This is a genomic window from Mesorhizobium qingshengii, from assembly GCF_027563465.1.
Lineage (GTDB): Bacteria > Pseudomonadota > Alphaproteobacteria > Rhizobiales > Rhizobiaceae > Mesorhizobium > Mesorhizobium qingshengii_A.
Map to the genome: position 1 here is coordinate 182,967 of NZ_JAPFQA010000005.1, position 17,833 is coordinate 200,799.

Consider the following 17,833-nt stretch of genomic DNA (forward strand, 5'->3'; position numbering starts at 1 on the left):
CCCCTCACAGATACCGGAACAGCCGGCGGTGAAGCAGGCGCAGAAGCTGGTCGGTGACCAGGCCGATCAAGCCAATGACGACGACGCCGGCCATGACCTCGGGCGTCTTGACGAAGCGACGAGCCGTCCAGATCACGTAGCCGATGCCGGAATCGGCGGCGACGATCTCGGCGATGATCAGGTAGGTCCAGCACCAGCCGAGCGTGATGCGGAGGTTGTCGAGCAGCGTCGGCCCCATCCAGCGCAAGGCGACGTCGATCATCACCTGCCTCGAATTGGCGCCGACGGTGCGGGCAACCTCGACGAATTCCTGCGGCACGCGCCGCATATCGTCGGCAACGAGCAGCACGAGCTGGAAGAATGTACCTAGCCAGAGCAGGAAGATCTTGGTCTCCTCTCCAACGCCGAACCAGATGATGGACAGCGGCACGAGTGCGGGGACCGGCAGGTAGCGGATGAAATCGATCATCGGCTCCAGGGCGGCGCCAACGATCCGGTAGCTGCTCATCATGATGCCGATCGGGATCGCCATCACGGCGGCGAGCAGGAAGGCGATCCAGACACGAGCGGTCGAAACCGCGACGTGCCAGAGCAGGTTCTGCTCGGTCAGCATCGTCCACAGGGCGATGACGACCCGGCTCGGCGACGGCAGGAACTGCGGCGCGATGATGCCCGCGCGCGCCGCCAACTCCCAGAGGGCAACGACAATCACGGCAGCCGCGACACTGACGGCGAACTCCACCATCGGCGACGCGCGGCCGCGGAAGACAAACAGGCTGCTGAACAAATCACTGTCCCCGGATGGCTGAACAACTACCGTCACCGACGGCGAGCCGGAATGACCGCCGGCAGCCGCCAGGAGGCTGCTGGTTCGGTCGGCGTGGCCGCTACTTTGCCGGGATCTTGCTGATCGCCGAATTGTCGATCTGGTCGGCCGCGACGAGCTTGTTGTCGGCGGCGCCATTCTCCAGATTGAGATCCATGACCGTGTCGAAGATCCCGTGCAGCGTGCCTTTTCCTCCCGGCTTGCCCATGTAGGCAAGAGATTCGGCGAGTGTCGTGTAGGACAGGCTGGAGTTGACGATGTCGGTCACTTCGGCAGGTGTCAGGCCGAAATGCTTGGAGGCCATGTCGGCGAATTTGTCCGGCTCGGCCTTGATGAAATCGACAGCATCATAGATGCAGCCGAGAAACCTGGTGTACTTGTCCGGGTTCGCCTTGAAGTCGTCGTTGCGGGCGATGATCGCGTCGATGATGATGCCGCGATGATCCTTCGAGGAGATCAGCATGCGGGCACCCGGACGGGTCGAGGCCTTGAGCGCCTGCGACATGAACGGTTCGTAGGTCGCGATCGCGGCAATGGACTCGTCGACGAACACCGCGCCCGTATCGGCCGTCGCGATGTCCTTGATCTGGAGATCCTTCAGCGAAAGGCCAGCCTGCTTGAGCTCCATCTGCAGCAGCAGGCGTGATGGAATGTTCGGCTCGGCCGCGACGACCTTGCCCTTGAGATCGGCCACCGACTTGATCTTGTCATCGGTGATGACGCCGTCGCCGCCAACGGATTCATCGATCGTGCCGATGATGATGCCAGGCGTCGAGGCGTCGCGCGGCCGGCCCTGATACTCGCCGACCGAGCGCATCTGCATCTCTATGTCGCCGCGCGCCATCGCTGCCATGACGTTGGTCAGGTCGTCCTCGAACTTGATGCTGACGTCCAGGCCCTTGGCGGCGAAGCAGCCAAGATCGCTGGCGATATGGACAGGCGCAAATCCCAGCCATGTCGGCGCGAGGATGCGGATCTGGTCGGCGCTGAGCGCCAACTGTGAACTGGCGAGCAAAAGAGCTGCGGACAACGCGGTGCCGAGTAACGGTTTCATGATTGTTCCCCAATTTTGTTCCGCGCAGGCTCGCGATTTCTGACATTGATGTAAATGAGTTTATTTAGAACGATACATCGAATAATATCGATGCATCGCTGTATCGACGATGGAGGAGTGGCATGCGCCGGCTGGACAATATCGATATCCGCCTGCTTCGCGTTTTCGTGGCACTGGCCGATTCAGGCGGTTTCGCCGCCGCGCAAATCACGCTCAACCTGTCGCAGCCGACGCTCAGTACGCATCTGGCGGAGTTGGAGAAACGCATCGGTACCCAGCTCTGCCATCGTGGGCGCAAACAATTCCGCCTGACCGAGGTCGGACAGGCGACCTATGATGCGGCGCAGAAGCTGTTCCGCGACCTTGACGATTTCGGACACCGCATCAACGCGGCCAGCGGCAGTCTGTCGGGTCGCTTGCGGGTCGGTACGTCGGATGGGGTCTTCACGAGCGGTGAACTGGGTATCCAGCACGCCCTCAGCCGCTTCATGGGGCCAGAATCCGATGTCTTCATTGACCTTTCGGTGGGCACGCCGTCCGAACTTGAGCAACAGGTCGCCGATGGTGGCCGCGACGTCGTCATCGGGCCGCTGTCGCAGAAGGCGCCCGGCGTCGTCTATCGGGATTACTGCGGCGAACCGCATCTTCTCTATTGCGGGCGCCAGCACCCGCTTTTTGCGGTCCCCGATTCAAGGATCGACCAGAGCGCCATCGACGCCGCGCGGTTCTCGGTGCGCAGCTATCGACATTTCGACGATCTCTACCTTGTCGGCCATCCGCGTGCGAGCGCGTCGGTCGTTCACATGGAGGCGCAGTTGATGCTGATCCTGTCGGGCAACTTTATCGGCTTTCTGCCGTGCCACTTCGCCGACCCCTGGGTCGTGGCTGGAGACATGCGGGCAATCAAGCCAAGGGCCTATGCCTTCAGTTCCATACACCGCGTCGCCTATCGCAAGACCGACGCCCAGCGCTCGCTTGTTCAGGCGTTTCTCGGAGCACTGTTCAATGCAGCGCCTGTGGCAGGGTAGGGTTGGACGCAAGCGCGCCGGGCTGCCGATCTCGGCCGAAATCACGAGAGGTTCTGCAGGGCCTCCAGCGACCGCGCCATGTTCAATCTGGCCTGCGGCTCGAAACGCTGGCGAAATTCCTCGCTGTGGAATATCTGGGGTCGGGCAAGGAAGTTCTTCAGCACCGCGCCGCGGCCGGCGCGCCACATTGGCTCTTCCACCCAATCGTATTCCCGGCGGATCGCGCGCTCATAAGCGTCGAAGGCAGCCGGCGCGGCGCCCAGGATCGACAGGTCCATGTCGAGGAAAAGACTGGCGTCCCGTGTCGCCGTCGCGTCGTCGAAACGTGGCGGCTGGTGCGTGGCGGTAGCGACGATCATCGCCTTGATGCGGTCGAGGCGTGCAGGACCGGCGCGGCCGGCCAGCTTCTTCTCGGCAAGCGCAGCACTTTGCGCCTCGTTGTCCTTCGCCTTGCTGTCATAGACGGCATCGTGGAACCAGATCGCCGCTTCGACGGCTTCGCAATCGCCGAGCAAACCTCGATACTCGCCGGCCAGCGCCAGCATCGCCTCGATATGGGCAAGGTTGTGGTAGTGGCGGCCCTCGGCGCTGTAGAGCGCTGAAAGCGCGCTTTTCAGCGCGTTGTCGATCAAGGGTTCGTTTTCCATGGCGGCTTGAATTCCCGCGAACCAAATCCATTTGACAATGCACTAAGGAAAATTGAGTTCAATCGTGCTACGTTCTGGCTTATATGTGCGGCCGGATACTAGGCAAGCCGGCAGGACGAGACGTCGATGAACAGCATCAGCATTTCCCGACACAGCGCGTTGCAGCCGGTCGATCCGATCTGGCGCTCTATCCGCGACGAAGCGATGGAAGCGGTCAACCGCGACCCGCTGCTCGCCGCCTTCCTCTATTCGACGATCCTCAACCAGGACAGCCTGGAGGAGGCGGTCATTCACCGGATCGCGGAACGGCTTGCCCATCAGGATATCGGCTCCGATCTCATCCGCCAGACCTTCAAGACCATGCTGGCCGACGACAAGGACTGGCCGACGACCGTGCGTGTCGACATCCAGGCCTATTACGACCGTGATCCGGCCTGCGACCGTTTCATCATGCCGGTGCTCTATTTCAAGGGTTTCCACGCCATCCAGACCCATCGGCTGGCGCATTGGCTGTGGAACCAGGGTCGCAAGGATTTCGCGCTCTACCTTCAAAGCCGTTCATCCTCGGTCTTCCAGACCGATATCAATCCGGCCGCCCGCATCGGCAAGGGCATCTTCATCGATCATGCCACCGGGCTTGTGGTCGGCGAGACGGCGGTGATCGAGGACGACGTGTCGATCCTGCACGGCGTGACGCTGGGCGGCACCGGCAAGGCCGGTGGCGACCGTCACCCCAAGATCCGCTATGGCGTGCTGATCGGTGCCGGCGCCAAGATCCTCGGCAACATCGAAATCGGTCATTGCTCGAAGATCGCGGCCGGCTCGGTGGTGCTGTCGCCAGTACCGCACAACAAGACGGTTGCCGGCGTTCCGGCCCGGGTGGTCGGCGAAACCGGCTGCGATCAGCCGTCGCGTCAGATGGACCAGCTTCTGCCTTCGCAGACGATGGATCAGGTCGTCAGCTTCGACATCTGATTTTCACGTACCCGCGGGCCGCGGCCGGATTCCGGCCGTGGGTATGAGTGGGCGGTTGTTCTCGTCTTATCAGGCCGCTTGCCTTTACATCGCCATTGTCGACGTGCCAGAAGCGCGTTCGAACGAGCAAGCCCGATGATCGGAGAAGACTGTTGAAGCCGGACGAAATCAGAAAGCTGGACGCCTATTTCAAGCGCGTCTTCCAGAACCCCAAGATCGAGGTCAAGGCACGGCCGCGCAAGGAAGATTCGGCCGAGGTCTATGTCGGTGACGAGTTCCTCGGCATCGTCTTCAAGGACGAGGACGACGGCGACTACAATTTCTCGATGGCGATCCTCGACATCGACCTGGCTTGAGCCTGCAGGGCCAAGGCTGGCCACGCCGCACGGACGGCGGCCGGCCTTGCCACCCTGATCTTTCAATGTCCCGTTTTCAGCATGCGCGCGGCTTCGGCGGCGACCGACACGTCAAGCGCCTGCCAATCGCCCAGAAACTCCCTGGGGAAGCGATAGGTGAGGCTGAGCTCGTCGCCAACCCGGATATCACGCTCGCAAGGCGCCAGCGATTCGTCGGCACTCGGACCGCTCAGGCAGCGGGCCACGAAGGGGTCCTTGCCGGGACGCTTGCCGACAACCAGCACCTCGTTCAGATAGCCTGATTTTTCGTTGAAGCCGTACACCGTCGTGCCGCCAGGTCCCGCAATGCCGGGCTGCGTGATCAACGCGCTGTAGATCGGCGCGAAACGGCCGCTCATGTCACGCGACATCATCTGTTGCTCGAAGGACAGGAAGATGATGTTCCCGCTCGCCCCCGTGTGGTTGAAATCGTCGCGCGCGGCCTCGCTGTAGCCGTCCATCTGGGGGTAGCGCAGATAGAGGTCGAGACGCGAGGCGATGCCGTCGCGACGGGCCTGGGCGAAACGGATGACGTTGGCCGGCACGGCGATGACATTGTTACCGATCACCACCTCGTGGATCGTTGCATCGTCGGTATATCCGGCCATCGCGATCGAACGGCCGAACCATTTGCCGCCTAGGCTGATCGCTATCGACAGCAGGGCCAACGCCGCGAACACGTAGAACACCCGCTTCATCAGCGTGGAATCGACCACGGTGAGTTCGGGGCCGTCGGCAATCGCTGCCTGCTTCATCTCAGTTCCTCGGCTGCCTCTGCTGTGCCCCTGGGTGTCCTTGGGCGGCACACATCGCGCGGCATGGCTTTTGCAGCGCGCTACGCACGACTGTGCGATTTCATGGTAAATGGAAAGTAAAGATGGGCCAGCTGGAACTCACTCTGTTCGCTTTTGTCGTCGGGCTCACGACCTGCGGGCTGGTCGGATCTGCGATGGAGCTGGTTTATGGGCGCAAGGTCGCCTTCACCGAGCCCTACGTGTCGCCGTCGCATGTGCTGCGCTCGCTGGTCGCTGCTGCTTGTGCCGGGCCCTTCATGTTGGTCAACGACGCCCTCGATGCCCGGCGCGAGCGCCGCATTTCGACAGTGGCGCTGATGTCCTGCGGCTGCGCGGCGGTTGCCTGGGCGTTGGCGCTGGGCGTCGTCGTGCTTGCCATTGCCTCGTGGACGGCCGGTCTCCTAGGGTCCGGCATTCCAGCCTGAGACGATTCGGAGACCGAAATGCCGCTTTATGCGATTGATGGAAGAGAACCCGCTTTCGCGGATGCGGACTCGAACTGGATCGCGCCCGATGCGACACTGATCGGCGATGTGCGCGTCGGCCGCAATGCTGGCTTCTGGTTCGGTGTCGTCATCCGCGGCGACAATGAGCCCATCGTCATCGGCGCCGACACCAATGTGCAGGAACACACGGTCATGCACACCGATCCCGGCTTCCCGCTGACGATCGGGCAGGGCTGCACGATCGGCCACCGCGCCTTGCTGCATGGCTGCACGATCGGTGACAACAGCCTGATCGGCATGGGCGCCATCGTGCTGAACGGTGCGAGGATCGGCAAGAACTCGCTGGTCGGCGCCGGTGCTCTGGTCACCGAAGGCAAGGAGTTTCCGGACAATTCGCTGATCGTCGGCTCGCCGGCCAAGGTGATCAGGGTGCTGGACGATGCTGCCGTGGAAAGATTGCGCGGCTCGGCGGCGCACTACGTCGCCAACGGAAAGCGCTTCAAGGCGGGGTTGAAGAAGGTCTGAGCTTCGCCCTGGTTCATTCGTCGCATCAGGGTCGGGTGTCGTCCTCGCGCAACGCAACAATGACGCACCGCCAGAATTGGCGGAGCCGGCCCGGGGACGGGGCCGGCTCCTTTGACCCGGTCGTTGGGGACGGGGAGGGTGGGGACTCGACCGGGTTTCTCCTTGAGCCCGCTGCATTCACGCGACGGGACTGACCTCTGTTCTTTGCATGTCGTTATCCCAAAACCGCCTCGCGCTTTTGGGTGACATGCGTCGGCGTCCTTAGCGGACGCTGGCGACCGCGTCGGAGCGGCCGTCGTTGATCGTCACCCAAACGCCCGAATTCTGGTCTGACTGGCGCTTGAGGTAGGTGTAGTCGGTGTCCGTCCAGGACAGCACCTTGGTGTCCAGATTGTCGAGGATGAATTCTCCCAGGCTGGTGCGCACGGTCAGCACCGCGTGGCCGTCGCCATTCGGCTGGCGCGCAACCGTCATCAGCAAATTGCCGGCCGGCACGCCCGCATCCATCAGTTCGCGACGCTTTTCCAGCGCGTAGTCCTCGCAATCGCCATAGCCATTGTCGGGATAGGCCCAGTATTCCTCGACACCGTAGTTCTCCATGTCGGTGCGCGGCTTGATTCGTGTGTTGACCGAATTGTTGATGTTGACGATCGCCGCCCATAATTTGCGGGTCAGTTCGACCGGCGCCCCACCGGGGGTCCTTTCACTGCATTCGCCAGGCATGCGCTGGCAGAATTCATAGTGGCCAACAGGTTGTGTGGTGCGTCCGCCGGTGTGCATGAATGCGGGTCCCGCCGCATATGCCGATCCCCAAGCGGAAAGCTGCATCGCCATTGCCACCAGCAACAGCCTGCCCCTCGTTCTTGTCATTGTCGTAGTCTCCCCGTTCGAGGGAGACATTGCCACAAGTGGATTTATTTGCCGCAAAAGCGCGAAGTAGATTTTAAGTAAAACGCCTGTAGAATAAACATAAAATTTGATTCATTTGAGTATTGAATTGTTTGGAATTTCCGGAAGGGTCGATCCTTCCGAGCCTCGATGTCGGACCTTGCCGGAGCATCTCGATCGCCGATGCCGTGAACGAAAAAAACCGGCAGCAAGCGGCCGGTTTCGTTCGCGTGCTTCTGTCGGGTCTTGTCAGGCGCGCGGCGTATTGAATTCGGAATCGAGCGTTTCCGGGCGCTGGATGACGGCGAATTCGATGGCGACACCATCCTCGAAATGGCGAACGATCTGCCCGCGCATGGTGCCAAGCATGACCTGAACGCCGATCGCCGGCTTGACGTCGATTTCGATCGCCGCGCCGGAAAGCGACAGGTCGATGATCCGGCATTGATACTGGCGGCCATCGGTGAGTTGCAGCACGCTGGTTGGGTTGCGTGGCGCGACGCGCTCGTGCCTACGGTCTTCGGGCAGGTCGAGCTCGTGCTTGTTGGCAAGCCAGGTCAATTGCGCCGCGAGCTTGTCCTTCTTGCGGTCCGACGCGATGACGGTCATCGCGAAACCGTCCTGCAAGGTGCGCGTAACGATACCTTCGATGCGGCCGATATGGTCGATGTAGGCGATGACCTTTTCGCCGGGCATGCCGACGCGGTCGGTGCGAAGCGCTACGTTGCCGGGTGACATGTCGACCACCTGGCAGGGGTGTTCGGTGCGGTCTTCCAGCATGAAGCGCCCGTATATCTTGACCCGGACGCGCTGAAAGTTACGCCTTTCAGCTTGGGACGGCGCGTAGTCGACCGCCGCTGACCTCATAACTGCCTACACCCCGTTTGGCATCCCACGCGTCGATGCGAGGAACTTCATCGCAGAAGTACAACAAAACGGGTTAACAAAGGGGAAAAGCGGGCGCTCCACGCCGCCAGATTGCGGACTATTCCTCGCGCCCGCCGTCGAAGACGACGAGATGACGGATACGACGAACCCGGCCGAGCGCCGAAATCGTCTCGGGTGCCTCGAGTTCGTCGGGAACGAGCGAAGGAACATTGATCGCCGGACGGTTGTTCAGCAACTCCTTCTCCGGATCGACGACGCGGATGGAATCGATCAATGCGTCGGTGATCGGGTCGGCGCCCAGCCAGAAGGGCTTTTCCACGGCACTGATCACGCCGAGGCAGCGCGGACTTTCGACACCGCCGTCAAGCGGCAAGGCAAGCAGTTCGAACCTGTTGGAGCGGCCACTACGGCTGAAACCCTCAAAGGCAATGAGGACAACGGATTTCTGGTCGAAAACGCCGTGGATAAGCTGCGAGACGAGCCGCTGGTCCTTCTCGCGCCACAGCGATGGAAAGGAAAAGCCCTTCAGCTCGCGGCCATAATAAGCGCAAAGCCTGGTACCAGCCAACCGGAATACGGCTTGCCCGCGAGTGTCCCTTTCCAGGATGAACGTATCGGCCAAAAGCGACTTGATGTCGGCCGGCTCGACCTCCGAACGCTTCGGAGCGGGGCGTCCGTCACGCAGGCGATTCCAATATTGGAACAGCGTGATCGATCCGTTCTGGTTCATGCTATGCTGCTCCGCGCAATCTGTCGTCTGATGTCCCATCGGTGAACAGAAGGGCGCCCTCCGATGACTTACATGCGTTGCGGAGCAGGAAGCGTGCCAGCGTCGTTAACACTTGTTCACGGGTCGGGGCCGTTAAGGTTAACAAGTGGTTTACGTTGCGCCGAGGCGGGCCCCATGGCACATAAAAACCACTCCAGAAGCGGTCGTTTCGCAACGATCGGCAGCACTTCAGTCAAGAGTTTTAGGGGAGCAGGGGGCTCGACCAACCGTTCAAGGGAAACCTTGAACGGTTTTTTTTGATTCGCGCCGGGGCGATTCGCCGTTTGTGAGTCGGCGGGCGGTGGTCTAGATGCTCAGCTGATTCAAAACCCTGGACTGAGTGCTAGCACCCATGAACGAGCCCGTAAGCCCACCGGAAATGGAACAGCCGGAGCCGCGTCGAGAGCCGGTGTTCAACCTGCCGCCGGTCGTGCTGGCGATAATCGGAATCTGCGTCGTGGTCTATCTGCTGCAGCAGTATGTGCTGACCGAAACGCAACAGCTGGCCCTGCTGTACGATGGGGCATTCATCCCCGTTCTCTACACCGGGCAATATGGCTTCGACTGGTTCCTGTTCTCTCGCCCCTTCACCTATGCCTTCATGCATGGCGGTTTTGCCCATATCGCCATCAACATGGTGTGGCTCGCAGCCTTTGGCTCGCCGTTGGCCAACCGTCTCGGCGCGCTCTGGTTCGCGCTGTTTTTCGCCCTGACCGGGTTGGCTTCGGTTGCGCTTTTCTGGGCCATGCATCCGTACGGAGAGGCGCCTCTGGTTGGTGCATCGGGCGCTATTTCTGGCATGATGGGCGCTGCCGCGCGTTTCGGCTTCCGCACCGACCGCTCGGCCGGCAAGGCTGCCTTCGCTGGCCCTGTGCTGCCGATCGCAACGGTACTGCGCTCGCGCGGCGTGGTGATCTTTCTCGCCATGTGGATGATCATCAACCTCGCCACAGGCCTTCTCGGCTTTGCCTCGGGAACAGACGGGCAGATCGCCTGGGAGGCCCATATTGGCGGCTTCGTCGCCGGCTTCTTCGGCCTGCGCTGGTTCGACAGGCGATGGCAGGCGCCTGAGTGGGAGACCACCGACCGCCGCACTTGAAATGCAACCGATCACGGCGCACGATGTTCGCTCTTATGTGAAAGCCGGTCAGGGCAGGAACCGGCAGGCAAAGCAGAGGAGGACGCCATGACGGTTAAGGCAATTCTCGAAAGAAAAGGCCATGACGTGTTGACGCTCGGGCCGAACGAAAAACTGAGCGAAGCGATCCGTATCCTGGCCGAACACAAGATCGGCGCGCTGGTCATCACCAATGGCGATCGCAAGATCGTCGGCATTCTGTCGGAACGCGACATCGTGCGGGTCGTCGCCAAGGAAGGCGCGGCGGCGCTCGATATCGCCGTGCGTTCGGCGATGACGCCGAAAGTGAAGATCTGCAACGAGAACCATACGGTCAACGAGGTCATGGAAATCATGACCAGGCACCGTTTCCGCCATCTGCCGGTGGAAAAGGACGGCATGCTCGATGGCATCATCTCCATCGGCGACGTGGTCAAGCGCCGCATCGAGGACGTCGAGCGCGAGGCCGACGAGATCAGGGCCTACATCGCCACCGCTTGAGCGGCGAAAAAGGAACCGCCGGCCGGAGCGCCGACCGGCGGAGCATGGGCTACCGGTTGTCGAGTTCGGAGCGGACGAGTTCGAGGCCGCGCCGGGTGATGCGGTAAGGTCCGCCACCTGACGACGAAACCGCCTTCTTGCGTTTCAGCTTTCGAAGCAGGTCGAGATCGACTCCCGGATAGTGCCAGCCGTCTCGGGTCAGGCACTTGACGGAGGCGATCCGCTTTTTCTCGTTCTTTTCGATTTCAATGCGTCCGCCCTGCCCAAGCAGGTGCAGGATGCGCTGTTCTATTCGCGAAATATCCATGGGAGAGTTTCCGGGAAAACAAAAAAATGCCGCCGCCGCGAAGGTTCGCGGCACGGGGTTTCAGGTTTTCTGCCCTGCCTCGCTAGGAGGTCAGGGCCTTACCGGGACTGAGCGTAAGTGGACATCCACTCTCCATTGGGAAGAGCGTCCTATAGGCGAAAGCGGCTGAAAAGGCCAGTCCGCGGCTTTGCGCTTGTCTCGCGAAGCGGTTTGCAATAGCGAAGGCCAACACCCAAATTCGCGAAAATCGCAATGTTCGCGAGCCAGAAGCGCAGGCTGCCATGACCCTCATCGACACCCGTACCCCCGACGCGAAACGCCTGATCCCGGGTGCCACCGGCGACTGGGAGATCATCATCGGTCTCGAGGTGCATGCGCAGGTGACGTCGGAGGCAAAGCTGTTTTCCGGCGCCTCGACCGCCTTCGGCGCCGCACCCAACGCCAATGTCAGCCTGGTCGATGCGGCAATGCCGGGCATGCTGCCGGTCATCAACGAGGAATGCGTCAAGCAGGCGATCCGCACCGGCCTCGGACTGAAGGCGCAGATCAACCACAAGTCCGTCTTCGATCGGAAGAATTACTTCTATCCCGACCTGCCTCAGGGCTACCAGATATCGCAGTTCAAGCAGCCGATCGTCGGCGAGGGCACCGTGATCGTCTCGGTCGGCCCCGACCGTCAGGGAGAATTCGAGGACATCGAGGTCGGCATCGAGCGGCTGCATCTGGAGCAGGATGCCGGCAAGTCGATGCACGACCAGCATCCTACGATGTCCTATGTCGACCTCAACCGCTCCGGCGTAGCGCTGATGGAGATCGTCTCGAAACCCGACATGCGCTCAGCCGATGAGGCCAAGGCCTATGTCACCAAGCTGCGCACCATCGTGCGCTATCTCGGCACCTGCGACGGCAACATGGACGAAGGCTCTATGCGCGCCGACGTCAACGTCTCGGTGCGCAAGCCCGGCGGCGAGTTCGGCACACGCTGCGAGATCAAGAACGTCAACTCGATCCGCTTCATCGGCCAGGCCATCGACTACGAGGCCCGCCGGCAGATCGCCATTCTGGAGGATGGCGGCAAGATCGACCAGGAAACGCGGCTGTTCGACGCCGTCAAGGGCGAGACACGCTCGATGCGCTCCAAGGAAGAGGCGCACGACTACCGCTATTTCCCCGATCCCGACCTCTTGCCGCTGGAATTCGACCAGGCCTATGTCGACGCATTGGCGAAGGAATTGCCGGAACTGCCCGACGACAAGAAGGCGCGGCTGATCTCCTCGCTCGGCCTGTCGACCTATGATGCGTCGATCCTGGTGTCGGAAAAGCCGATCGCCGACTATTTCGAAAAGGTGGCCGCCGGCCGCGACGGCAAGCTCGCCGCCAACTGGGTCATCAACGATCTGCTCGGGCAATTGAACAAGGCCGGCAAGGATATTGAAAATGCTCCGGTTTCGCCCGACCAGCTCGGCGCGGTCATCGATCTGATCAAGGATGGCACCATCTCCGGCAAGATCGCCAAGGATCTGTTCGAGATCGTCTGGAACGAGGGCGGCGATCCACGCCAGCTGGTCGAGAGCCGCGGCATGAAGCAGGTCACCGACACCGGCGCCATCGAGAAGGCTGTCGACGAAGTGATCGCCGCCAACCCGGACAAGGTCGAGCAGGCACGCGCCAAGCCGAGCATGGCGGGCTGGTTCGTTGGCCAGGTGATGAAGGCGACCGGTGGCAAGGCCAACCCGCAAGCGGTCAATGACCTGGTCAAGGCCAAGCTGGGCATCGAGTAAGGCGGTGTTCGTCCGCACCGCCGGGGAGCGCGATCTTGTTGCCGTGCGGGCGCTGCTGGTCGAAACCCGGCATGCGACCTGCGACGCTGTCTATGGCGCTGCCAACGTCACCGGGATCACCGACGACTGGCACTCGATTGTCTCGCTCCGGTCGTGGCTGACACGGCCGAACTCGGAATTCCTGGTGGCCGATGATGGCACGCGGATCGGCGGCATGGCTTTCGCGGCCGCTGCCGCCGATGGCAAGGTCATCATGTTGAACCAGCTCTACGTTCATCCGGACTGCCAGCGGCGAGGGATCGGGCAAGCGCTGCTGGACGAGATCGAGGCCAGTTTCCCGGAAGCGCGAACGCTGCGCGTCGAGGTCGAGGAGGCCAACCGCGGCGCCATTGCTTTCTATCGGGCGAGCGGGTTTTTGCCTTCCGGCAGTGTTGCCGGCGCCCGTGACGTCGCAAGGCCGGCGACACTGAGTCTCGAAAAGCCGCTCGGATAGATCGTCGCCGGTATACACGGCCAGCAATTGTCTCGCGTTTTTGATTTGACCGGCCCCCACGGCCGTATCAACGCTGCCTCGGCCTGCGCCCGTATCCAATGACGCGCCGGCGCGAGGGGGGAATTCATGCCGAGCTTACCGGAACTGCTGCCGACACAGGTGTCGGACGAAACCTTTGGTGGCGTCACCTATCATATCGCGGGCGAACTGGTGCCGGTGCTTTCAGTCGATGTGACGCGGATGCCAGTCTATTTCGAGCACCACATCCTGCTGTGGAAGAACTCCACCATCACCATCGGCCTGAAATCGCTGAAGGGCGCGCTGAAGCGCATGATGGCCGGCATGCAGATATTCGTCACCGAGGCGTCGGGAGCAGGCATCATTGCCTTCAGCCGCGATGGGCCCGGCCATATCGTGCCGATCCACCTCAGGCGCGGCGACGAGATCCAGGTGCGTGAGCACCAGTTTCTCGCCGCCACCGGCAACGTCGATTACACCTTCGAGCGCGTGCGCGGCCTGGCGACGATGCTGTTCGGCCAAAGCGGCTTTTTCATCGACCGTTTTCGCGGCGATGCCGGCGACGGCATCGTCTGGCTGCATGGTTACGGCAACGTCTTTGAAAAGACGCTCGCCGCGGGCGAGACCATCGACATCGAGCCGGGCGGATGGCTGTTCAAGGATACCTCGGTCAAGATGGAAACGAAGATCGACCGCCTGTCGAGCGGCTTCTTCGGCGCCAACATGAATTTCATCGTCAACCGGTTCACTGGGCCGGGACGTGTCGGCATCCAGTCGATGTATCTGCATATGCCGACCGAGGAATAGGTGCCGATGCGCCAGGTCGCGCCCCGTTGTCGCAAGCGGCCATGCGTCATCCTCGCGTTTGCTGTGCCGGCTCACGACGGATATGCAAGGGCATGACCAAACTGTCCCGCATTACAGCGCTGGCGCTGCTCGCTATCATCATTTTCGCGACCTTGTCGCCGATCCAGATGCGGCCCCACATAGCCGAGGCGAACGTCGAACGCGCCCTGGCCTATGTGCTGTTGGGCTTCGCCCTGGCGCTCGGCTTCCCCAGCCGCTTGTATCAAGCCTTGGTCTTTGTTGTCGTGACCGCCGGCATGCTGGAACTGCTTCAGGTCATTGATCCCGGCCGCCACGCGCACCTTGCCGACGCACTCGTGAAAGCGTCAGCCGGGGTTATCGGGATCGTCGTGGGGCAACTGTTCCTCAGGACCAGTGTACGAAAAGGACCAAGGTAGGCCCGGCAGGAAGCGAAATGCGACTGATCGAGGCTGCGTCCTAGATGGAGGGGACTTCCACATTGTCGATCAGCCTGGTCTTGCCGAGCCAGGTCGCCGCGAGCAGGCGTCCTTCACGGTCGCGACGCCATGGCGCAAGCGTCAGGCTTTCGCGCGCCTCGACATAGTCGACCTCCGTGAAACCGGCCGCGATGAGCGCACGGCTGGCTTCCGCGGTGGCGTCTTTTTGGTCGGCGCCGGCCGCCATCTCCGCTGCCGCCTTTCGCAGGATTGCGTTCAATTGGCGGGCGATGTTGAGTTCGGCTTCGCCGAGATAGGCGTTGCGTGACGACATGGCGAGGCCGTGCGGATCGCGGATCGTCGGTGCGCCGATGATTTCGACAGGCAGGTCCAGGTCGCGGCAGAGCTGCCTGACGACGCAAAGCTGCTGATAGTCCTTCTCGCCAAAGACCGCGCAGTCGGGCGTTGCCTGCAGGAAGAGCTTTGCCACCACTGTGGCGACGCCATCGAAAAAGGTCGGCCGAAAGTCCGATTCGAGCCCGGCGGCGGGGCCGCCGACGGAGACTTTGGTGGCAAAGCCGGCGGGATACATCTCGCCGACCGTTGGTGTGAAGGCAAGGTCGGCCCGAGCCAGTCCCAGCCGGTCGAGGTCGCGGGCGAGCTGGCGCGGGTATTTGTCGAGATCTTCGGACGGTGCGAACTGTGTCGGATTGACGAAGATGGACACGACGCAGCGTTCAGCTTTCTCGAGCGCGATCCTGATCAGCGAGATGTGCCCGTCATGCAACGCGCCCATGGTCGGCACCATGGCGATGCGAAGGCCATCGCGCCGCCAGCCATGAACCTGCGCGCGGAGTGCGGCAACGCTGTCGACGACGACGGGCCGGCTCATGCGTCATCCCTACGGTTTGTGGCCGAAAAGACATGGCCAAGGCCGGGGAATGCCCGGCTTCGCACCTCCGATGCATAGCTTGCCGCGGCATGCGAGATAACGCTGCGCAGATCGGCATATTCCTTGACGAATTTCGGCACCCGGTCGACGGTCAGCCCCACCATGTCGTCGATCACCAGGATCTGGCCGTCGCAATCGCGGCTGGCGCCGATGCCTATGGTTGGAATGGCGATGCGGTGGGTAATGTCGGCCGCAACCGTCTCGACCGTGCCTTCGATAACCACCGAGAACGCACCGGCTTCCTCGACAGCGAGCGCGTCGCGAACCAATGCCGCCACGTTCTCCTCGGTGCGGCCCTTGATCTTGTAGCCGCCATCCTTCTCGACCGATTGCGGCAGCAGGCCGATATGCCCCATGACCGCAATGCCGGCGGCGACGATCGCCGCGATCTGCCGGGCCATGTCGACGCCGCCTTCGAGTTTCACCGCTTGGCAGCCGGTTTCGTCGACCACCCGCCGCGCCGAGGCAACCGCCTGCGCTGCCGAATCCTCATAGGTGCCGGCCGGCAGGTCGACGACGACGCAGGCTCTGGCCGAACCGCGCATCACCGCTTGCCCATGCGCGATCATCATCTCGAGCGAGGCACCCAGCGTCGTCTGGTGGCCATGCAGGACCATGGCGACGCTGTCGCCGACCAGAAGCAGATCGACATGCTCGTCGAGCAAACGGGCAAAGGGATAGGTATAAGCGGTCAGGCAGACGATCGGCGTGCCACCCTTGCGGCGGCGAATCAGATCGGCGCTGATGCGAATGTCGGTGGTCGGCAGTTCCGGGGCCAATCGTCACCTCCTTCGGCCGCTGCCGGGTCTGGATACCCGCACGGGCGCGCAGAGCTTTAGAAAGACCGCAAAGGCTTGGCAAGCGCGCATCCTGCGAAGGACAAGATCACGGGCTTTTGTCGGGTCTCCGGCGAGCCATTTGTGCGCTCCCTGTGGCAAAAGCCTTGCCTTCCCGAAGGCCTGACGCCATAAGCAGGAAACAGGCGCCGTCGGCGCGAGGGTTCTGAGATGAAGACTTTCCTTACGCAGTTTTTCACCTGGTGGAACAGCCAGACGCTGGGAACGCGCCTGCACACCTGGCGGCATGGCAGGAAGGTCGGCCAGGACGAGACGGGCAACGTCTATTACGAGGGCGGCATCGATTCGGAAGGCCGCACGCGCCGCTGGGTCATCTATCGCAACTATTCGGAAGCTTCGGCCATTCCGCCCGGCTGGCACGGCTGGATTCATCATCGTGTCGATGTCGCGCCGCCGAGCGAGGACTACAAGCCACGCGACTGGCAGAAGCCCCATAAGCCCAATTTGACCGGCAGCCCGGCGGCCTATCGGCCGAAGGGCTCGGTGCTGACCAATCAGCATCGCCCGCAGGTCACTGGCGACTACGACGCCTGGACGCCCGGATCGTAACGGCCCCGGCTTGTAACTGTGCAAAGCGCAGGCCGGTCCTTTATCGCCACAATTGGTGTTTAGCTGCTTGCTGATCAGAAAACGGCGACTAGCCTTGGCGATCGACAGAATCACCCGGGCGCGAACCACCGGTATCCCTATATGAGCTTTTTCAGCCTGACATCGATGGGCGGCCTGACGGTAGCCGCCGCCCTTGCCGTCAGCACCGCGGCCTTTGCCGCTTCGCCCACGCCCGCCGCGCCCGCGCCGGCGGTGCCCGCGCCAGCGGTGCCCGCGGGATCGGATCGCATCACCAATCCGGTTGCCGAATTCGCGGGCATCGACAAGATCACCGGCCGCATCATCACTTTCGATGTATACATCGACGAGACGGTGCAGTTCGGTGCTTTGCAGGTGACGCCGCGCGTCTGCTATTCGCGGCCGCAGACCGAGGAGCCGAAGACCGATTCCTTCGTCGAGGTGGACGAGATCACGCTCGACCGCAAGATTCGCCGCATCTTCACCGGCTGGATGTTCGCCGAAAGCCCCGGCCTCAACGCCGTCGAACATGCCGTCTATGACGTCTGGCTGAAGGCCTGCAAGCAGAAGTCGGATGTACCCGCGCCAGACGCCGCCAAGGCCGACGGGACCAAAGCAGACGCCACCAAGCCCGCTGCTGCCAAGCCGGAGACTGCAGCCACTCCGGATGTAGCGCAGCCCGACCCCCCACAGCCGGACACCACCGACGCCAACTGATCCTCCGGAACCGTCGCCGCCATCATGCGTTGGGGCCACGAACG

At 62.1% G+C, this 17,833-nt stretch carries 23 protein-coding genes; 13 read left to right on the forward strand and 10 right to left on the reverse strand.

The genetic code is table 11. The features are described from left to right. Positions 1–4: 4 nt before the first annotated feature. Together OOJ09_RS14270 and OOJ09_RS14275 are read right to left on the reverse strand one after the other, a co-directional pair. Entirely contained in the window at positions 5–787 is a 783-nt protein-coding gene (locus tag OOJ09_RS14270) for an ABC transporter permease (protein WP_269905826.1), read from the reverse strand. 100 nt (positions 788–887) lie between these two features. Next, positions 888–1,880, reverse strand: a complete 993-nt coding sequence (locus tag OOJ09_RS14275; RefSeq protein WP_269905827.1) for an ABC transporter substrate-binding protein — start codon at positions 1,878–1,880, stop codon at positions 888–890. Between the two features lie 122 nt (positions 1,881–2,002). On the opposite strand from OOJ09_RS14275, the gene OOJ09_RS14280 reads away from it, so the two are divergent. Beyond that, the gene (locus OOJ09_RS14280; RefSeq protein ID WP_269905828.1) at positions 2,003–2,908 is read left to right on the forward strand and encodes a LysR family transcriptional regulator; all 906 of its coding nucleotides are present in this window, start codon (positions 2,003–2,005) and stop codon (positions 2,906–2,908) included. A 41-nt stretch (positions 2,909–2,949) separates the two neighbouring features. On the opposite strand, the gene OOJ09_RS14285 is transcribed toward OOJ09_RS14280, so the two are convergent. Beyond that, complete coding sequence (locus OOJ09_RS14285) at positions 2,950–3,555, reverse strand: hypothetical protein (RefSeq protein WP_269905829.1); 606 nt, start codon at positions 3,553–3,555, stop codon at positions 2,950–2,952. Between the two features lie 126 nt (positions 3,556–3,681). Here OOJ09_RS14285 and cysE point away from each other — a divergent pair, with 126 nt between their 5' ends. Then, positions 3,682–4,530, forward strand: a complete 849-nt coding sequence (cysE, locus tag OOJ09_RS14290; RefSeq protein ID WP_269905830.1) for a serine O-acetyltransferase — start codon at positions 3,682–3,684, stop codon at positions 4,528–4,530. A 152-nt stretch (positions 4,531–4,682) separates the two neighbouring features. Next, complete coding sequence (locus OOJ09_RS14295) at positions 4,683–4,886, forward strand: DUF3126 family protein (RefSeq protein WP_091578397.1); 204 nt, start codon at positions 4,683–4,685, stop codon at positions 4,884–4,886. 62 nt (positions 4,887–4,948) lie between these two features. On the opposite strand, the gene OOJ09_RS14300 is transcribed toward OOJ09_RS14295, so the two are convergent. Beyond that, positions 4,949–5,680 carry a hypothetical protein gene (locus OOJ09_RS14300; protein WP_269905831.1) on the reverse strand — a complete coding sequence of 244 codons (732 nt, stop codon included), beginning with the start codon at positions 5,678–5,680 and terminating at the stop codon, positions 4,949–4,951. 122 nt (positions 5,681–5,802) lie between these two features. Between OOJ09_RS14300 and OOJ09_RS14305 the strand changes: the two genes are divergently transcribed. Both OOJ09_RS14305 and OOJ09_RS14310 read left to right on the forward strand, forming a co-directional pair. After that, on the forward strand, positions 5,803–6,144 hold the full coding sequence (locus OOJ09_RS14305) for a DUF6949 family protein (protein ID WP_269905832.1): 342 nt from the start codon (positions 5,803–5,805) through the stop codon (positions 6,142–6,144). A gap of 18 nt (positions 6,145–6,162) precedes the next feature. Beyond that, positions 6,163–6,690 (forward strand): gamma carbonic anhydrase family protein, encoded by a 528-nt coding sequence (locus OOJ09_RS14310; RefSeq protein ID WP_269905833.1) that lies wholly within the window; start codon positions 6,163–6,165, stop codon positions 6,688–6,690. Positions 6,691–6,951: 261 nt separating this feature from the next. Here OOJ09_RS14310 and OOJ09_RS14315 read toward each other — a convergent pair whose 3' ends face one another. The 3 genes from OOJ09_RS14315 to OOJ09_RS14325 all read right to left on the reverse strand — a co-directional run bounded on the left by OOJ09_RS14315 (position 6,952) and on the right by OOJ09_RS14325 (position 9,196). Then, on the reverse strand, positions 6,952–7,560 hold the full coding sequence (locus OOJ09_RS14315; protein WP_269905834.1) for a transglutaminase-like cysteine peptidase: 609 nt from the start codon (positions 7,558–7,560) through the stop codon (positions 6,952–6,954). A 267-nt stretch (positions 7,561–7,827) separates the two neighbouring features. After that, complete coding sequence (locus OOJ09_RS14320; RefSeq protein WP_269905835.1) at positions 7,828–8,445, reverse strand: PilZ domain-containing protein; 618 nt, start codon at positions 8,443–8,445, stop codon at positions 7,828–7,830. A 118-nt stretch (positions 8,446–8,563) separates the two neighbouring features. Continuing rightward, a complete protein-coding gene (locus OOJ09_RS14325; RefSeq protein WP_269905836.1) occupies positions 8,564–9,196 on the reverse strand; it encodes a PAS domain-containing protein in 633 nt (210 codons plus the stop codon). A gap of 391 nt (positions 9,197–9,587) precedes the next feature. Between OOJ09_RS14325 and OOJ09_RS14330 the strand changes: the two genes are divergently transcribed. Together OOJ09_RS14330 and OOJ09_RS14335 are read left to right on the forward strand one after the other, a co-directional pair. Further along, positions 9,588–10,334 (forward strand): rhomboid family intramembrane serine protease, encoded by a 747-nt coding sequence (locus OOJ09_RS14330; RefSeq protein ID WP_269905837.1) that lies wholly within the window; start codon positions 9,588–9,590, stop codon positions 10,332–10,334. Between the two features lie 87 nt (positions 10,335–10,421). Then, a complete protein-coding gene (locus OOJ09_RS14335; RefSeq protein ID WP_091578414.1) occupies positions 10,422–10,853 on the forward strand; it encodes a CBS domain-containing protein in 432 nt (143 codons plus the stop codon). Positions 10,854–10,902: 49 nt separating this feature from the next. On the opposite strand, the gene OOJ09_RS14340 is transcribed toward OOJ09_RS14335, so the two are convergent. Continuing rightward, entirely contained in the window at positions 10,903–11,160 is a 258-nt protein-coding gene (locus OOJ09_RS14340) for a YjhX family toxin (RefSeq protein WP_269905838.1), read from the reverse strand. Positions 11,161–11,441: 281 nt separating this feature from the next. Here OOJ09_RS14340 and gatB point away from each other — a divergent pair, with 281 nt between their 5' ends. The 4 genes from gatB (at position 11,442) to OOJ09_RS14360 (ending at position 14,696) form a co-directional block, all read left to right on the forward strand. Beyond that, on the forward strand, positions 11,442–12,941 hold the full coding sequence (gatB, locus tag OOJ09_RS14345; RefSeq protein WP_269905839.1) for an Asp-tRNA(Asn)/Glu-tRNA(Gln) amidotransferase subunit GatB: 1,500 nt from the start codon (positions 11,442–11,444) through the stop codon (positions 12,939–12,941). 4 nt (positions 12,942–12,945) lie between these two features. After that, positions 12,946–13,434 (forward strand): GNAT family N-acetyltransferase, encoded by a 489-nt coding sequence (locus OOJ09_RS14350; RefSeq protein WP_269905840.1) that lies wholly within the window; start codon positions 12,946–12,948, stop codon positions 13,432–13,434. Between the two features lie 126 nt (positions 13,435–13,560). Next, positions 13,561–14,259, forward strand: coding sequence for an AIM24 family protein (locus OOJ09_RS14355; RefSeq protein WP_269905841.1), 699 nt, complete (start codon positions 13,561–13,563; stop codon positions 14,257–14,259). 92 nt (positions 14,260–14,351) lie between these two features. Further along, on the forward strand, positions 14,352–14,696 hold the full coding sequence (locus OOJ09_RS14360; RefSeq protein ID WP_269905842.1) for a VanZ family protein: 345 nt from the start codon (positions 14,352–14,354) through the stop codon (positions 14,694–14,696). A 40-nt stretch (positions 14,697–14,736) separates the two neighbouring features. Here OOJ09_RS14360 and panC read toward each other — a convergent pair whose 3' ends face one another. Beyond that, positions 14,737–15,588 (reverse strand): pantoate--beta-alanine ligase, encoded by an 852-nt coding sequence (gene panC, locus OOJ09_RS14365; protein WP_269905843.1) that lies wholly within the window; start codon positions 15,586–15,588, stop codon positions 14,737–14,739. Then, entirely contained in the window at positions 15,585–16,427 is an 843-nt protein-coding gene (panB, locus tag OOJ09_RS14370) for a 3-methyl-2-oxobutanoate hydroxymethyltransferase (RefSeq protein WP_269905844.1), read from the reverse strand. The genes panC and panB overlap by 4 nt, the downstream gene beginning before the upstream one ends. Positions 16,428–16,655: 228 nt before the next feature. Between panB and OOJ09_RS14375 the strand changes: the two genes are divergently transcribed. Then, entirely contained in the window at positions 16,656–17,054 is a 399-nt protein-coding gene (locus OOJ09_RS14375) for an NADH:ubiquinone oxidoreductase subunit NDUFA12 (RefSeq protein WP_269905845.1), read from the forward strand. A gap of 141 nt (positions 17,055–17,195) precedes the next feature. Continuing rightward, positions 17,196–17,789 (forward strand): DUF2155 domain-containing protein, encoded by a 594-nt coding sequence (locus OOJ09_RS14380; protein WP_269905846.1) that lies wholly within the window; start codon positions 17,196–17,198, stop codon positions 17,787–17,789. Positions 17,790–17,833: the final 44 nt, after the last annotated feature.